The 14,495-nt window shown below is 60.2% G+C and carries 13 protein-coding genes; 5 read left to right on the plus strand and 8 right to left on the minus strand.

The genetic code is table 11. The annotated features are described in order from the left end of the window. Positions 1 to 19: 19 nt before the first annotated feature. On the minus strand, positions 20 to 2,161 hold the full coding sequence (locus JL474_RS02465; protein ID WP_203140787.1) for an adenosylcobalamin-dependent ribonucleoside-diphosphate reductase: 2,142 nt from the start codon (positions 2,159 to 2,161) through the stop codon (positions 20 to 22). Between the two features lie 588 nt (positions 2,162 to 2,749). On the opposite strand from JL474_RS02465, the gene JL474_RS02470 reads away from it, so the two are divergent. Then, the gene (locus JL474_RS02470; protein ID WP_123633472.1) at positions 2,750 to 3,562 is read left to right on the plus strand and encodes a DUF6160 family protein; all 813 of its coding nucleotides are present in this window, start codon (positions 2,750 to 2,752) and stop codon (positions 3,560 to 3,562) included. Between the two features lie 62 nt (positions 3,563 to 3,624). On the opposite strand, the gene JL474_RS02475 is transcribed toward JL474_RS02470, so the two are convergent. The 5 genes from JL474_RS02475 to JL474_RS02495 form a co-directional block, all read right to left on the minus strand. Further along, positions 3,625 to 4,437, minus strand: coding sequence for a substrate-binding periplasmic protein (locus JL474_RS02475; protein ID WP_203140788.1), 813 nt, complete (start codon positions 4,435 to 4,437; stop codon positions 3,625 to 3,627). A gap of 160 nt (positions 4,438 to 4,597) precedes the next feature. Beyond that, on the minus strand, positions 4,598 to 5,392 hold the full coding sequence (locus JL474_RS02480) for an ABC transporter ATP-binding protein (RefSeq protein WP_123633470.1): 795 nt from the start codon (positions 5,390 to 5,392) through the stop codon (positions 4,598 to 4,600). Positions 5,393 to 5,395: 3 nt separating this feature from the next. Next, a complete protein-coding gene (locus tag JL474_RS02485; protein WP_203140789.1) occupies positions 5,396 to 6,292 on the minus strand; it encodes an ABC transporter permease in 897 nt (298 codons plus the stop codon). 22 nt (positions 6,293 to 6,314) lie between these two features. Further along, on the minus strand, positions 6,315 to 7,280 hold the full coding sequence (locus JL474_RS02490; protein ID WP_203140790.1) for an ABC transporter substrate-binding protein: 966 nt from the start codon (positions 7,278 to 7,280) through the stop codon (positions 6,315 to 6,317). Positions 7,281 to 7,487: 207 nt separating this feature from the next. After that, positions 7,488 to 7,856 carry a hypothetical protein gene (locus JL474_RS02495; protein WP_123633467.1) on the minus strand — a complete coding sequence of 123 codons (369 nt, stop codon included), beginning with the start codon at positions 7,854 to 7,856 and terminating at the stop codon, positions 7,488 to 7,490. Between the two features lie 325 nt (positions 7,857 to 8,181). Between JL474_RS02495 and JL474_RS02500 the strand changes: the two genes are divergently transcribed. Continuing rightward, positions 8,182 to 9,849 carry an AMP-binding protein gene (locus JL474_RS02500; RefSeq protein ID WP_123633466.1) on the plus strand — a complete coding sequence of 556 codons (1,668 nt, stop codon included), beginning with the start codon at positions 8,182 to 8,184 and terminating at the stop codon, positions 9,847 to 9,849. A gap of 143 nt (positions 9,850 to 9,992) precedes the next feature. Beyond that, on the plus strand, positions 9,993 to 10,451 hold the full coding sequence (locus JL474_RS02505; protein WP_123633465.1) for a thioesterase domain-containing protein: 459 nt from the start codon (positions 9,993 to 9,995) through the stop codon (positions 10,449 to 10,451). A 10-nt stretch (positions 10,452 to 10,461) separates the two neighbouring features. Here the strand turns inward: JL474_RS02505 and JL474_RS02510 are convergent, their stop codons facing one another. Both JL474_RS02510 and JL474_RS02515 read right to left on the minus strand, forming a co-directional pair. After that, entirely contained in the window at positions 10,462 to 12,150 is a 1,689-nt protein-coding gene (locus JL474_RS02510; protein WP_203140791.1) for an ABC transporter permease, read from the minus strand. A 71-nt stretch (positions 12,151 to 12,221) separates the two neighbouring features. Beyond that, positions 12,222 to 13,238: a Fe(3+) ABC transporter substrate-binding protein gene (locus JL474_RS02515; protein WP_203140792.1), complete on the minus strand. Its 1,017-nt coding sequence runs from the start codon at positions 13,236 to 13,238 to the stop codon at positions 12,222 to 12,224. Between the two features lie 272 nt (positions 13,239 to 13,510). On the opposite strand from JL474_RS02515, the gene JL474_RS02520 reads away from it, so the two are divergent. Next, positions 13,511 to 13,777, plus strand: coding sequence for a PilZ domain-containing protein (locus JL474_RS02520; protein ID WP_123633462.1), 267 nt, complete (start codon positions 13,511 to 13,513; stop codon positions 13,775 to 13,777). Positions 13,778 to 13,861: 84 nt separating this feature from the next. Next, on the plus strand, positions 13,862 to 14,428 hold the full coding sequence (locus tag JL474_RS02525; RefSeq protein WP_203140793.1) for a hypothetical protein: 567 nt from the start codon (positions 13,862 to 13,864) through the stop codon (positions 14,426 to 14,428). The last annotated feature ends 67 nt before the right edge of the window (positions 14,429 to 14,495 follow it).

Below are 14,495 nucleotides of genomic sequence, written 5' to 3' on the forward strand. Positions count from 1 at the left end.
TGTGTGCTGTGGTGACGGTTCAGTACTTGCCGTAGGTGCCTTCTTTCAGGGCGTCGAAGAGGTTCGCGGCGGTGTGGATCTCGCCGTCGTACTCAATCTCTTCATGGCCCTTGAGGCTCACCTTGGAACCGTCGTCCAGGGTAAATTCATACAGCGTATTCTCCAGATCCTTCTGTTTGACCAGGACGCCCTGGAAGGCCTCCGGGTTGAAGCGGAACGTGGTGCAACCCTTGAGTCCCTTCTCGTAGGCGTACATGTAGATGTCCTTGAAGTCCGGATACGGGAAGTCGGTCGGAACGTTCGCCGTCTTGGAGATGGACGAGTCGACCCACTTCTGGGCGGCACCCTGGATATCCACGTGCTGCGTCGGTGTTACGTCGTCGGAGGTGGTGAAGTAGTCCGGCAGCTTCGCCTCGGCTTCGTCGGAGAAAGGCATGGCCTTCGCGTTGACCAGATGGCGATAGGCCAGCAATTCGTAAGAGAAGACGTCTACTTTCTCTTTGGTCTTGCGGCCTTCGCGGATCACGTTCCGCGCGTAATGATGCGAGAAGCTCGGCTCGATGCCGTTACTGGCGTTGTTGGCGAGCGACAGACTGATGGTTCCGGTCGGCGCGATGGAGGTGTGATGCGTGAAGCGACCGCCTTTCTCGGCCAGCTTGGCAATCAGCTCCGGCTCGACCTCGCCAATACGCTGCATGTAGCGACTGTACTTGGCGTGCAGGATACGGCCAGGCACCTTGTCGCCTTCCTTGATGCCGTCTTCACGCAGCTGCGGGCACTTGGCCAGCATCTTGCCGGTGACTTCGAATTCGTCGTTCATGATCGGGGCCGGGCCCTTTTCCTCGGCCAGAGACAGGGACTGGCGCCAGCCTTCGACGGCCATCTCGCGCACGACGTTTTCGGTAAAGGCAACGGATTCCTCAGAACCATACGGCATGCGCAGCATCGCCAGTGTGGATCCCAGGCCCAGGATGCCCATGCCGTGACGGCGCTTGTAGCGGATCTCGTGGCGCTGCTCTTCCAGTGGCAGGCCGTTGATTTCCACCACGTTGTCCAACATGCGGGTGAATACGCCCACAACCTGGCGGTACTTCTCGTAGTTGAAGCTGGCCTTCTCGGTGAACGGGTAGTCCACGAACTTGGTCAGGTTGACCGAGCCCAGCAGGCAGCTGCCATAAGGCGGCAGGGGCTGCTCGCCGCAGGGGTTGGTCGCGCGGATGTCCTCGCAGAACCAGTTGTTGTTCATCTGGTTGACCTTGTCGATCAGGATGAATCCCGGCTCGGCGTAGTCGTAGGTGGACGTCATGATGCTGTCCCAGATGAACTGGGCTTTCACGGTCTTGTAGATGCGGCAGGCGACCTTGCCTTCATCGTTGCAGACGTAGCCTTCCTGGATCGGGAAGTCGCGGTAGACGAAGCTGGCCGCGTCGGTCAGGTCTAGTCCTTCGGATTCGGCTTCCTGTTCGGTGACCGGGAAGGACAGGTGCCAGTCCTCGCCGTTCTTCACGGCTTCGATGAAATCCTCGGTGATCAGCAGCGACAGGTTGAACTGACGCAGACGACCGTCCTCACGCTTGGCCTGGATGAAATCGATCACGTCCGGATGATGCACGTCGAACGTGGCCATCTGGGCGCCGCGACGGCCACCGGCGGAGGACACGGTGAAGCACATGCGATCGAAGATATCCATAAAGGACAGCGGACCGGATGTGGTAGCGCCGGCGCCGGCGACGTAGGCACCTTTCGGGCGGAGCGTGGAGAATTCGTAGCCGATACCGCAACCGGCCTTGAGGGTCAGGCCGGCTTCGTGGTTCTTCTCCAGAATGTCGTTCATGGAGTCGTTGATGCTGCCGGAGACGGTGCAGTTGATGGTCGACGTCGCCGGTTTGTGTGCTTCAGCGCCGGCGTTGGACGTGATCCGGCCAGCCGGAATGGCGCCGTTCTGCAGGGCCCAGACGAATTCCTTGAAGTACTTCTCACGCTTCGCCTTGCTGGTTTCCACCTGGGCGAGGGCACGGGCAACGCGCGAGTAGGTGTCCTCGATGGTCTGGTCAACAGGCTCACCGCTCTTGGTTTTCAGCTGGTATTTGCTGTTCCAGATATCCAGCGAGGCATCCTGCATGGGAATGGTTGTCATGAGTTCCTGTACTTTCGCGTTCATTGCCGCCCTCAAAGCTCCGATGATTCCTAGATTCAGGCTCCTGCAAGCCCGACCCCAATGCCAGGCACCCTGTGGCCTGGCTCAATTAGAAACACTACATCTGGTGTTTAAGCGAGCGTTGTGCTGAAACACCGAAAACGGCCTGCTACCGCCTGTTGTCGCGGCTTACCGGCCGTGGATGGATACACTGCATCAACCGTCGTCGTTGGTTGGGTTGTATGAAATAAACCCAATATATCGGTCAATTTTCGAAAAGTATAACAGGATATTGTGGTCTGTGAAGGAAGCGGAAACTATCGATTGCTGAATAATGGTCGGTAATTTTCAATCTTGGCGGTCTTGCAAAATCGCGATGAACGGGAATCCGGCGCGTCGGTGCGGTCAGAAGTCCTGCCACAACATGTAGTGTCCGTCGTGGGCGTTTTTTGATCACTTTTTGCGATGGTCACGCCGGAATTGTGACGGCCTGCACGTCGAGTAAAAAGACGTGTCGCTAAAGTGGAATCATGGAGGGAATCTGTGAGTCGCCTGAGGGCCACAGGCTGTATCGCTTCATAACTCCAATAAAAGCAATAAGGGACTATAAAAATGCAAGGCCTGAAACTGAGTCCGTTAGCGCTGTGCCTGGCTTTTGCGCCAGTGACCAGCTTCGCGGAGATTCAAGCGCTCGACGAGAGTGAGATGGGTAATGTGACCGGCCAGTCCGGCGTGTCCATCGAGCTCGAAACCAAGGTCAATATCGACGAGTTCCGTTACACCGATGAGGGAACCCTGGCGATCAGCGATATCGAAATCGGCGGTACCAACCGCACCAATCTGTTCTCTGAAATCGGTTCCAACCTGACCAGTCAGCCGGCCAGCGATCTGCTGGATAACATCAGGATCAACATCGATGTTCTGGGCGACGGCGATGCGGTGGTCAACATCCTGCCGAATACGTTCGGCGCGGTGGACTTCCGTATGAGCACCGGTCAGTGGGAGCTGCGTGGCGCCACCGACAGTACGACCATCCTGGACAACTTCCATATGGATGCGCTGATCGGCTCGGCCACCATTCGGGTGGATACGGCAACCGATATCCTGAATTTCAAGACGGACATTGCCATCGATGACATGGACTTCGATGCACCGTTCCTGGCGCTGGGGGTCAGGGACCTGCGTCTGACCGGCGACGAATACGACCCTGTTGCGCCGCAGCCGCTGGATCTGTTCGCCGACGTCGAGATGGATGTCTACCACGGTACCCGGGCCGATGGTCAAAGCGCACTGGCGATTGACCTCCAGGAATTCCGCTCCGATGTCTCCATAGGCGGGGTGCTGGTGGGCGGTACGTCGATTGGCTCGATTGCCCTGGATAATCTGTCCATCAACAACACGTCCCTGCGGGTCTACGGGCACTGAGGCGGTGCCGGAAAGATCGCGGCAGTCCGCCGCGATCTTTCTTCTTTCAGACGTGCTGAAAACTACTGATAATAACGCTGGATAATGTTTTCCATCCTCGTCCGGCCGTTTTTCTCCACCGTTTGCTTCAACGCGTCAATGCCCTCCTGAAACGCATTCACCACGCCATCCGGAACATCCGGACTGAAGGCGAAATAAGCCTGGGTTTTCAGGAGCTCCCTGACCATGCCGTAGTGGGCGGTATTCAAATCGTTCCGATTGATGTACCAGAGGGCCGCCGCCTCGTTGTAGGCCCAGAGGTCAATGCGGCCCGCTGCCAGCATCAGGGCCAGGCTGTTGCCGTTGCTTTGCCGATAAAGATGATCGCGGGAGAAGCCGGATTTCAGGGCGAGTTCCTCGCCAATGTCGTTGCGAATGACACCGACAATGGCGGAGGTGGGGTCGACCGGCGTCGCGTCATCCCTGCGGGCAATCAATCCGATCTGGATGGGCATGACCGGACCCGCCCACTTGAACCGCTTTTCCCGGGATGGCACGCGCGCCGTCGCGAAAAGCACCTGACGTGAGCCGTTCAGGGCGTCGGCATAGGCTCGGGCCCAGGGAAAGAAGCGGACATTGGCAGGATCGAAATTCAGGCCCAGGGGTTTATCCAGCGCTTCGAGGACATCAATGAAGATGCCCCGGGCGATCTCGCGGCCATCCGGGCTGGACGAATCCCGGAAGTTGTAGGGTGGAAAATCCTCGCTGACATACTGGAGTTGGCTAATGACATCGTCTGCCCGGAGGGGCTGGATGAAAAATGAGGAAGCCAGTGCCAGGGCTGCGGTCGGAAACCGACCGAGCCAGGACAGCATAACCGAGGTCATGCGAAGCACGATGCCATTCCTGCCTTTCACGTCGATGAGGAGATGCGATCTCGAGGCCGGTGCCCATAGCGTGCTATCGACACCGGTCCTCCCTGAAAACTAACCGCAAAGGAGAGGAAATGCCAGTTTTGGCGACATAAACCCGAGAGAGGTTGCTGCTGAGGCCTGTTCAGCCAAGCAGCAGACTGTCATCACTGACTTCGATGCCACGCTGCTTCTCGAACAGTTTCAGCAGGTCGCTGACAGTCAGCCCTTCGCGTTCCTGGCCGGCAATATCGAAGACCACCTGGCCCTGGTGCAGCATCACGGTACGTTCGCCCACTTCCAGCGCCTGTTTCATGCTGTGGGTGACCATCAGGGCCGTCTTCTTCTGGTCGTGGATGATGCGCTTGGTGAGATCCAGCACGAACTCCGCCGTGCGGGGGTCCAGGGCCGCGGTGTGCTCATCCAGCAGCAGGATGCTGGACGGGTTGAGGCTGGCCATCAGCAAACTGACCGCCTGGCGCTGGCCGCCGGACAGCAGCCCCATCTTGTCCCCCAGGCGGTTCTCCAGCCCCAGGTTCAGCGTGGCCAGACCTTCCCGGAAGCGATCCCGGTAGCGGGTCTTGACGGCTGATCCGAGGCCCCGTCGCATGCCCCGTTTGATGGCCAGCGACATGTTTTCCTCAATGGTGAGGTTCTCGCAGGTTCCGGCCAGTGGATCCTGGAACACCCGGGAAACGCGACCGGCCCGTTTGTGGGTGGACAGGCGGGTGACGTCCACGCCATCCACTTCGATGCGGCCGCTGTCCACCAGCACCTCGCCGGACAGGGCGTTGAGGAGCGTGGATTTGCCGGCGCCGTTACTGCCGATCACCGTGACGAATTCGCCCTGATTCACGGTCAGGCTGAGGCCCCGCAGGGCCGGATTTTCCAAGGGCGTGCCCTTGCCGAAAGTGAGTCTGAGGTCTTTTACGGTAATCATGGCTCAGCTCCGGGAAAACAGGGCTTTCACCGAATGCCGTGCATTCGGCAGGACAATGGCGAGAGTGACCAGAACGGCGGTGATCAGGTTGAGGTCCTGTGTTTTCAGGCCGATGAAGTCTGCGTTCAGCGCCAGGGCGATCGCCAGACGATAGAGGATCGCGCCGATAATGCATGCGAGCAGGGCCCGAATCACGCTGCGCGGCGCCAGGACGGCTTCACCGCCGATCAGGGAGGCCAGGCCGACGACGATCACGCCAACACCCATGGTCACGTCCGCCGCCCCCTGGCTCTGGGCAAACAGGGAGCCTGCCAGCGCCACCAGACCATTGGACAGCGCCACACCGAGAATGATCATCCAGCCGGTGGCAATGCCCTGGGCCCGCGCCATGCGGGGATTGGCGCCGGTGGCCCGCATTGCCAGACCGGTTTCCGATTCCATAAAACGCCACAGCAGGATCAGTACCACCACGGCGACGATAAAGAACAGCACGACTGGCACCTGATGGAAGGCCAGCTCCAGGTCGTACCAGGGGGTCAGCACGGTGTCTTCCGAGAGCAGGGCGATGTTGGGGCGCCCCATGATGCGCAGGTTGACGGAATAGAGCGCGATCATGGTCAGGATCGACGCCAGCAGATTGAGGATCTTCAGGCGCACGTTCAGCGTTGCCGTGACGGCGCCGGCCGCCATGCCGGCCAGAATCGCCGCGCCGGTCGCCAGCCAGGGATTCCAGCCGTTGATGATCATGACGGCTGAAACGGCAGCGCCCAATGGGAAACTGCCGTCCACTGTCAGGTCGGGAAAGTCGAGAACCCGGAATGACAGGTAAATCCCGAAGGCAACCAGGCCGTAGATCAGCCCGGTTTCAAAGGCCCCGTACAGGGCGATTTCGCTCAGCATGGTGGTCCTACTGCAATATGGATCAGTTTTCGATGACTTTTTCGGCGTCCTCGATGACGTCCGGTTTCAGCTCAATGCCCATGCGCTTGGCAGCGCCCGGGTTCACGTACAGGGAGAGTGTTTCCACCCCGCCAACCGGAATGTCGCCGGGGTTTTCACCCTTGAGCACGCGTCCCACGAGTTTGCCGGTCTGACGGCCAACGTCGTAGTAGTCGAAACCCAGGGCAGCGACGGCGCCGCGGGAGACGGTCGCGGTATCGGCGGCGAAGACGGGAATCTTGGCGCGTTCACCGACGGAGATGACGGCTTCGGCGGCAGAGATCACGGTGTTGTCGGTGGTCAGGTAGATGGCGTCGACCTTGCCGACCAGGGAACGGGCAGCGCCGAGCACTTCGGACGTCTTGGTGGCTGCTGCCTTGACCAGTTTCAGGCCGCGGGCTTTCAGACGCTCATCCAGATCATTGACCAGAGCCACCGCATTGGCCTCGCCCGGGTTGTAGACGGTACCGATGGTCTTGGCGTCGGGCACCACGCGCTGGACCATGTCCAGGTGTTTGTCCAGCGGCAGCATATCGCTGACACCGGTGATGTTGCTGCCGGGGTGCTCCAGGCTTTTGACCAGTTTCGCGCCCACCGGATCGGTCACCGCCGAGAAGACGACGGGAATGTCGCGGGCCGCAGCAGCAACGGTCTGGGCGGACGGTGTGGCAATGGCGACGATCACGTCCGGCTGGTCTCCCACGAACTTGCGGGCGATCTGGGCGGCAACCGCGGTGTTTGCCTGGGCGCTCTCATGCTCGTAGGTGACATCGGTGCCCTCGGCATAGCCTTCAGCGGTCAGTTCATCCTTGACGCCCTGGTAGACGGCGTCGAGGGCCGGGTGTTCAACGATCTGCGTCACGGCGACGACACGTGGGTCGGCCTGGAGGGCGCCAGCCACAAGCAGTGCGAGCGCTGCAAAGACAACTCTCAGGGTGGAACGATTCATGCGGTGATACTCCCGATCCTCTGGTGGTTGGTGAGCCGTCTGAGCGGGTGTTCCCACCCATGCCAGCCGACCGATCGAACGGCGTCTGCCGGTTCAGCGGCTCTTCATTATGTCATTGCCCGGGAAAAATGCTGGGCCGCGAAAAGTGGCGGATTCTATCATAGAACGTAAGGGATACTCTCTACGGGGTAGCCGCAGTGGCCGGTATCAGGCCGATGGGCGGACGTGTCGGTACAGGAACTGGATACGCAGGTTGTGGCTGGCCCGCAGAATGGTATAGGTAAAGCCCGCGGCGAAGAGCAGGGCCAGGCCGGTCAGCAGGATGTCAGCGGTCATGTCGCCGTGCAGGCCCAACTGGAACGCCTTCAGCGCATTGCCGATATGCCGGAAAAGCAGATACAGCGTAAAGCCAAGCCCCAGCACGCAGGAGAGGATCTGCGTCAGGCTGATCATGAGTGGCGGAATGGTCGCCCGGTGACCGCAGTAGCTGCACTGGTAACGGTCGGCGGCATCCGGCTCGTCGATTCGCGAAACCGGATCCATCAACCCCTTTCGGCAGTCAATGCAGACGTACATGATGTCCTTCCTGTTTCTGGTCGTCATCGCATTATGAGCAAGTTGTCAGGGGGTTGCCGGGTCTGGGTCACGTTTTACGGCGCAGTGTCGTCGTTCGCCTCTTGAGCCCTGCGGTCAGTATGGCTATCGTCATTTAGTTGAATACCTGTCACATTCTGGCGAAAAGCGCTGTGCTGAAATAGCCTGTAACAGGATTCGGCCACCGAAGGCCAGCGGTGTGGGCGGGCACAACGTGGTGCTCCGCTAAACCGGTTTCAGCGCATCCTAGCCGTGTTGGCGGGGTTGCGCAAAGATCAATAACAACAGACAGCAGACAAGGACCTCCATGGACACCAAGAATAAACTTCCTCTTGATATGGTCTACCACTGGGAAACAGCGCGTGCCGGAGACGTGTACCTGTCCCAGCCGATGGGCGGTGGCACTGTCATCGACTTCACCTGGCGACGTGCGGTGGGTGAGGCGCGGAGGATGGCGTCGTATCTCAAGTCGCTCAACCTGCCCGAGAATAGCCGCATCGGTATCCTTTCCAAGAACTGCGCCCACTGGATTCTATCCGACTGGGCCATCTGGATGGCGGGCCATATTTCCGTCCCGCTGTATCCGACCCTGAACGCCGACACCGTTCACTACGTGTTGGAGCATAGCGGCTGTGAGGTGTTGTTTGTCGGTAAGCTGGACGACTGGGATAGTATGAAGGCCGGCGTGCCGGACAGTGTCCACTGCCTCTCTTATCCGCTGAGCCCGCCCAACGATTTCAAGACCTGGGACGATATTGTCGCGAAGTACCCGCCCATGAAGGAAAATGTCCAGCGCGATCCGCATGAGCTGGCGACCATCGTCTACACCTCCGGCAGCACCGGACGGCCCAAAGGGGTCATGCTGAGCTTTGAGAACCTGGGCTACGCCTCGGTTGGCGGAATGGAAGCGCTCGATGTGACCGCGAATGAGCGGATGTTGTCCTATTTACCGCTGTCGCACGTGTTCGAGCGTTTTGTCGTGGAGCTGGGGTCGATGTACCGCGGGTTCCATCTGTATTTCGCCGAGTCCCTGGATACCTTCGTCGAAGATCTCAAGCGGGCCCAGCCGACGCTCTTCCTGGCGGTGCCCCGGATCTGGACCAAATTCCAGCACGGCGTTTTCCAGAAGATGCCCCAGGAGAAACTGGCACGTCTGCTGCGGATTCCGCTGCTCAATCGCCTGATCAAGCGGAAGGTGCTTACCAACCTGGGGCTCCAGCACGTGAAGTTCGCCGGTAGCGGTTCAGCGCCCCTGTCCCACGATATTCTGGATTGGTACCGGGGGCTGGGCCTCGAGCTGCTGGAAGGCTACGGTATGTCCGAGAATTTTGCCTATTCTCACATGACCAAGCCGGGACGGGCGCGGACCGGTTACGTCGGTGAGCCGCTGCCGGGTGTCGACGTGCGGATCAGCGACGAGGGGGAGGTGCAGATCAAGAGCCCGGCCACCATGATGGGGTATTACCGGGACGAGGAGAAAACCCGGGAAACCTTCACCGAAGACGGCTACCTGCGCACCGGCGACAAGGGCGAGGTCGATGAGCTCGGACGCCTGCGCCTGACCGGCCGCATCAAGGAAATCTTCAAGACCAGCAAGGGCAAATACGTCGCCCCGGCGCCCATCGAGAACCGGCTCATGAGTCATCCCGACATCGAGATGGTCTGTGTGTCCGGGGCCAATCATCCGCAGCCGCACTGCCTGGTGATGCTGTCCGAGGACGCTCAGCGGAAGACGGCGGACGATGCTTTCCGCAAGGAACTGGAGCAGAGCTTCAAGACGCTGCTGACCGAGGTCAACGGGGCTGTCGATCCCCACGAGCAACTGAAGTTCATGGCGGTGGTACGGGACGAGTGGAGTATCGAGAACGACTTCCTGACCCCGACACTGAAGCTCAAGCGTAATGTGGTTGAGGACGCCTACAAGGACATGGCGGACACCTGGTACAACGAGAAGCAACCCATTATCTGGCAATAGGCGGCGTGGGCCCGCCCGGCGTGTCATCGCGCCGGAGCGGGCCCGGTATTGCATCCCTCCCTGAATCTCGTCCTGTGCATCCTTTAGTCGAATTGGGTCTTTGCGCTGGTCCGGCATAGACTGACGGTATAAGGAGGCGCCTTATGACCCAGCTGGACCGGCTGCAGACCCGCATTAACGAACATATTCCTCTTACACGCGCGCTGGGCGTGACGGTGGCCGACTACACCGGCGATCAGATCACCGTGAAAGCGCCGCTGGCGCTCAATCACAATCACCAGGGCACGGGTTTTGGCGGCAGCGTCTATGCCGTGGCCGTCGTCGGGGCCTGGTCTTTGCTGGAGCTCTGGCTGGAAGACCGCCAGTTGAAAGGAAACGTGGTCATCCAGTCCGGCGCCATCGACTACGGCTTGCCCGTCAACAGCGACTTCTTCGCCCGCTGCAGGTTGCCCTCCGCTGAGGACATGGAGCGGTTTGAGCGCAGCATCGAGCGACGGGGAAAGGGGCGGGTGGTCCTTGAGGTGACGGTGTTCGTCGAGGAGGGCGGTACGGCTTTTCCGGCCGCGACGTTCAGCGGTCGCTTTGTGGTGACCCGGGCGTAAAGCACGTCGGTCAGTGGAATTCCCGGGATGCGGCTATCGAGCGGCTCATCAGCACGATCGGGATAATGCCCGCAGCCACAATAACCAGCGCCGGCAATCCGCTCTGGCGCAGCATTTCATCCGAGGCGTACTGATACACGTAGGTGGCCAGCGTCTCGAAATTGAACGGCCGCAGGATCAGCGTGGCCGGCAATTCCTTCATGCAATCCACGAACACGACGAGAGCGGCGGTCAGCAGCGTTCCCTTCAGCATCGGCAGGTGAACGCGAAGCAGCGTCTTGCCGGCTGGCACCCCCAAGGATCGGGCGGCCATGTCCATACTGGGCGTGATTTTTTGTAGGGCGCTCTCCAGGCTGCCGGCCGACACCGCCAGAAAACGAACGGTGTAGGCAAAGATGATGGCGAACGCGGTGCCGCTCAACAGCAGGCCGGTATTCCAGCCCAGCCACTGCTCCATGCGCAGGTCGAGCCAGTTGTCGAACGCGGCCAGCGGCACAATCACGCCGACCGCCAGTACCGCTCCCGGCATCGCATATCCGAGACTGGAAAGCCGCATCAGCACGCGCATGCCCGGCGTGTCGTGCAGTCGGCGACTGTAAGCCAGTAAAAGGCCGATCAGCAGGGTCGTCAGGGCCGCCGCGGCGGACAGAAACAGGCTGTTCAGGGCGTTTGCCAGGAAATCGTCCGTCCAGCTCTCGGCAAAGTACTCCACCGCGTAGTAGCCCAGAACCGCTGCCGGCACCACAAAACCCAGCAACAAAGGCAATCCGCAGGCTACCACGCAAGCTGCCTGGCGACTCCGGGACAGGGTGAAACGGTGCAGGGGATCGCGCATGTCCCGGGCAGCGTATTGTTGCTGGCGGCGACGAGAGTAGCGCTCCAGGGTCACCAGGATGAGAACGAAGGCGAGCATGATGCTTGCAATCTGGGCCGCGCCACCCAGGTTGCCCAGATTCATCCAGGTGTCGAACAGGCCGGCGGTCAGCGTGTTGACGGCAAAGAAGTCGACGGTGCCGAAATCGTTCAGGGTCTCCATCAGAACCAGTGACAGGCCCACCGCAATGGCGGGCCGGGCAATCGGCAGCACCACCCGAAAGAATGTGCCCAGGGCGGACTGGCCGAGGCTTCGGCTGACCGCAAACAGCGAAGGGGACTGTTCCAGGAAAGCGGCCCTGGCCAGCAGGTAAATGTAGGGATACAGCACCAGTCCGATCATCAGGATGGCGCCGGGCAGGCTGCGGATGGCCGGGAACCAGTAGTCGCCGGCATCGTGCCAGTCGAACATCTCCCGCAGGGCCGACTGAACCGGTCCGGCGTAGTCGAGCAGGTCGGTGTAGACGTAGGCGATGACATAAGCCGGCACCGCAAACGGCAGCAGCAGGGCCCACTCGAAAAAGCGCCGGCCGGGGAACTGGCACATGGTGACCAGCCAGGCGGTACCGACGCCGATGACCAGCGTCAGCACGGACACGCCGAGCATTAACTGGACAGTATTCGACAGGTAGATGGGAAGCGTTGTCTCCACCAGGTGAGGCCAGATGTTGTCGTCCGGAAACAGCGCCAGCACGAGCACGGCGCCGACAGGCAGTGCCACCAACAGCGTGGTGACAGTCGCGGCAAGCAGCCAGCGCCGGGAGGTGCCGGACTTCAGGGGCTGTTGTTCAATCGGGGGCAATGGCGCGTCGACGGCCTGGCTCATGGGTATCCTTGGGGCGGTAAGCGCTGCCCGGGAAAAGTGCGGGCAGCCTGCCTGGAATGAATCGGCGCGACTCAGTTGTCGTAATTGACCCGGTCGACCATCTTCACGGCGGCTTCGCGATGGGCCGCGATCGTGTTCAGGGCGAGATCGTCCGGGTGCAGTGTGCCCCAGCTGGCAACCACGTCTGACGGCGGCACCGCCGGATTGGCGGGATATTCGTAGTTGACGGTGGCGTAGATCGTCTGGGCTTCCGCCGTTGTCAGGTACTCCATCAGTTTGATGGCGTTGTCCCGGTTGGGCGCGCTGTGGGTCAAGGCCATGCCACTGATGTTGATGTGGGTTCCACGACCCTCGGCATTGGGAAACACCAGGTTCACGGACTGGGCGGCGTCACGCTGGTTTTCGTCTTCCAACATCTTGCCGTAGTAATAGCTGTTGCCGAGTGCGACGTCGCAAACGCCTTCGGCAATCGCCATGATCTGGTCGCGGTCGCCACCCTGGGGGCGGCGTGCCAGATTGTCCTTCAGGCCCTGCAACCATTGTTCGGCCTTGGCTTCGCCGTGGTGGGCAATCATCGAGGCAAACAGGGCCACGTTATAAGGGTGCTTGCCGCTGCGGGTACAGACTCGCCCCTGCCATTTGGGATCCGCCAGTTCCTCGTACGTGGTGATTTCGCCGGGTTCGACACGGTCCTTGGCGGTGAAGATCAGGCGAGCCCGGCTGGTAAGGCCGTACCATTTGCCCTCCGGGTGACGCAGGTGGGCGGGGATATCCTGTTCCAGGGTCGCCGTGGTAACGGCTTCGGTGAGGTCGCGCTCAACCAGTTCATTGAGGCGGGCGATATCCACGGTCATGACCAGGTCAGCGGGGCTGTTGCGACCCTCTCGCTGCAGACGCTCGGCAAGGCCATTGCGGGCGAAGACCACATTGGCTTCGATGCCTGTCTTGCGAGTGAACGCGTCTAGCAAGGGCTCAAGCAGATAGGGCTGGCGGTAGGAATAGATGTTGACTTCCCCGGCAGCGGTTGCGGCGAGTGGGGTCAGCAATAGGTTCGCCAGCAGGGCGATGGTGGAAAAACGATGGCGCATGGCGTTCTCTGTGTCCTGGTTCGTTCGCCGGAGGAAAATCCGGAGTATTCGGAATGATAATCGGTATTAAACCTGAATTTTAGAATGGTTGCGAAAAAGAATTATTTCGGGGAGGAGAAAAACGGAAAACTGTCGGACCTGCATTCACTTGCACCCCACATTTAGTGCTATGCTTCATCATCAGAAAGGGAAGTCTGGCGTTGGGGCCCCTGAATCGCTCCTCTGCTCAGGCCGGCAGTATCATGACAACAGAGCAGTAACCGAGCCCAGCGATGTCCAGTGATCGACGCGCCTATTTAAGAACCGCATTGAACGCCAAAGTCCGCGTGACCCATCCCACTCTCGGTGAGCGCGTCTACAATACTCGGGACATTTCTGACGGCGGTGTTTTTGTCGTGTCCGAGGAAGGGGAGCGCCCGAATATCGGGGATCGCGTCCAGGTCCAGGTCCAGGGCCTGCCGGTGCCCGCGCCGATTCTGGATATGGAAGTGGTGCGCATGACGGTTGATGGTTTCGGGCTCCAGTTTGTGAACGAGTAACTGTTCCCCCCTGCCGCGATGTGGGACATTGCCGCATCGACGCTATCGTTCGTCATACCACGTTATACGTTAACCAGGTCCGACATGATTCGACTCCCCGTCTGCGCGCTATTGTTGTCGGCGTTGTCCGGCTGCGCCTCTTATCAAAGTCATTACGGTGTTTTCAGTGCGTCCAATGCCAGCGGCGATGAGCGCCAGTTCCGTGTGACCTGGGAGACGGTGGACTATCCCGGTTGGTGGTTCGCGAACGATCAGGCATCGCCCATCCGCCTGGAAACCCAGTGCAGCACTCGCACCTGGATCCTGAGAGACGCCGCCCAGACGGGTGGGGAGCAGGCGTGCGGTGCAGGTATCAAGGCTTGTGGCTCGCCGGAAGACGATGTCCTGGCGCGATCCGGGCAGCCGGCTGAGCCGGCCTCCACTTGCCTGGAAGTGCGCAATGCCCAACGCATTGTCGACCTGGATCGGCAACTGGAGTTGGTGGTGTCCTGTCGTCCACGTCGGACGACCGTTGAGGTGAACGGTGAAACGGAAAACCGGGATTACCTGCGGGCCTCGGTGGTTCCTTACAGCATTCGCGTCCGGGAGGCGCCGCGCGACAGCCTTTCAGCCCGGCCGCCGGAGCTGGATGACCATGTTTGCGGCGATTGATGCGCCCCTGATTTTGTGACGTGCGTCTCGCTCTGACTGTTATTCACATCTCGTTGCTACCTTTTGT

Source organism: Marinobacter mangrovi (genome assembly GCF_016798325.1).
GTDB classification, from domain to species: Bacteria; Pseudomonadota; Gammaproteobacteria; order Pseudomonadales; family Oleiphilaceae; genus Marinobacter_A; species Marinobacter_A mangrovi.

Bases quoted from the DNA above. Each gene is read 5' to 3' on its own strand.
- JL474_RS02465 (WP_203140787.1), bottom strand. From the start codon at position 2,161: ATGAACGCGAAAGTACAGGAACTCATGACAACCATTCCCATGCAGGAT.
- JL474_RS02470 (WP_123633472.1), top strand. From the start codon at position 2,750: ATGCAAGGCCTGAAACTGAGTCCGTTAGCGCTGTGCCTGGCTTTTGCG.
- JL474_RS02480 (WP_123633470.1), bottom strand. From the start codon at position 5,392: ATGATTACCGTAAAAGACCTCAGACTCACTTTCGGCAAGGGCACGCCC.
- JL474_RS02485 (WP_203140789.1), bottom strand. From the start codon at position 6,292: ATGCTGAGCGAAATCGCCCTGTACGGGGCCTTTGAAACCGGGCTGATC.
- JL474_RS02490 (WP_203140790.1), bottom strand. From the start codon at position 7,280: ATGAATCGTTCCACCCTGAGAGTTGTCTTTGCAGCGCTCGCACTGCTT.
- JL474_RS02495 (WP_123633467.1), bottom strand. From the start codon at position 7,856: ATGTACGTCTGCATTGACTGCCGAAAGGGGTTGATGGATCCGGTTTCG.
- JL474_RS02500 (WP_123633466.1), top strand. From the start codon at position 8,182: ATGGACACCAAGAATAAACTTCCTCTTGATATGGTCTACCACTGGGAA.
- JL474_RS02505 (WP_123633465.1), top strand. From the start codon at position 9,993: ATGACCCAGCTGGACCGGCTGCAGACCCGCATTAACGAACATATTCCT.
- JL474_RS02510 (WP_203140791.1), bottom strand. From the start codon at position 12,150: ATGAGCCAGGCCGTCGACGCGCCATTGCCCCCGATTGAACAACAGCCC.
- JL474_RS02515 (WP_203140792.1), bottom strand. From the start codon at position 13,238: ATGCGCCATCGTTTTTCCACCATCGCCCTGCTGGCGAACCTATTGCTG.
- JL474_RS02520 (WP_123633462.1), top strand. From the start codon at position 13,511: ATGTCCAGTGATCGACGCGCCTATTTAAGAACCGCATTGAACGCCAAA.
- JL474_RS02525 (WP_203140793.1), top strand. From the start codon at position 13,862: ATGATTCGACTCCCCGTCTGCGCGCTATTGTTGTCGGCGTTGTCCGGC.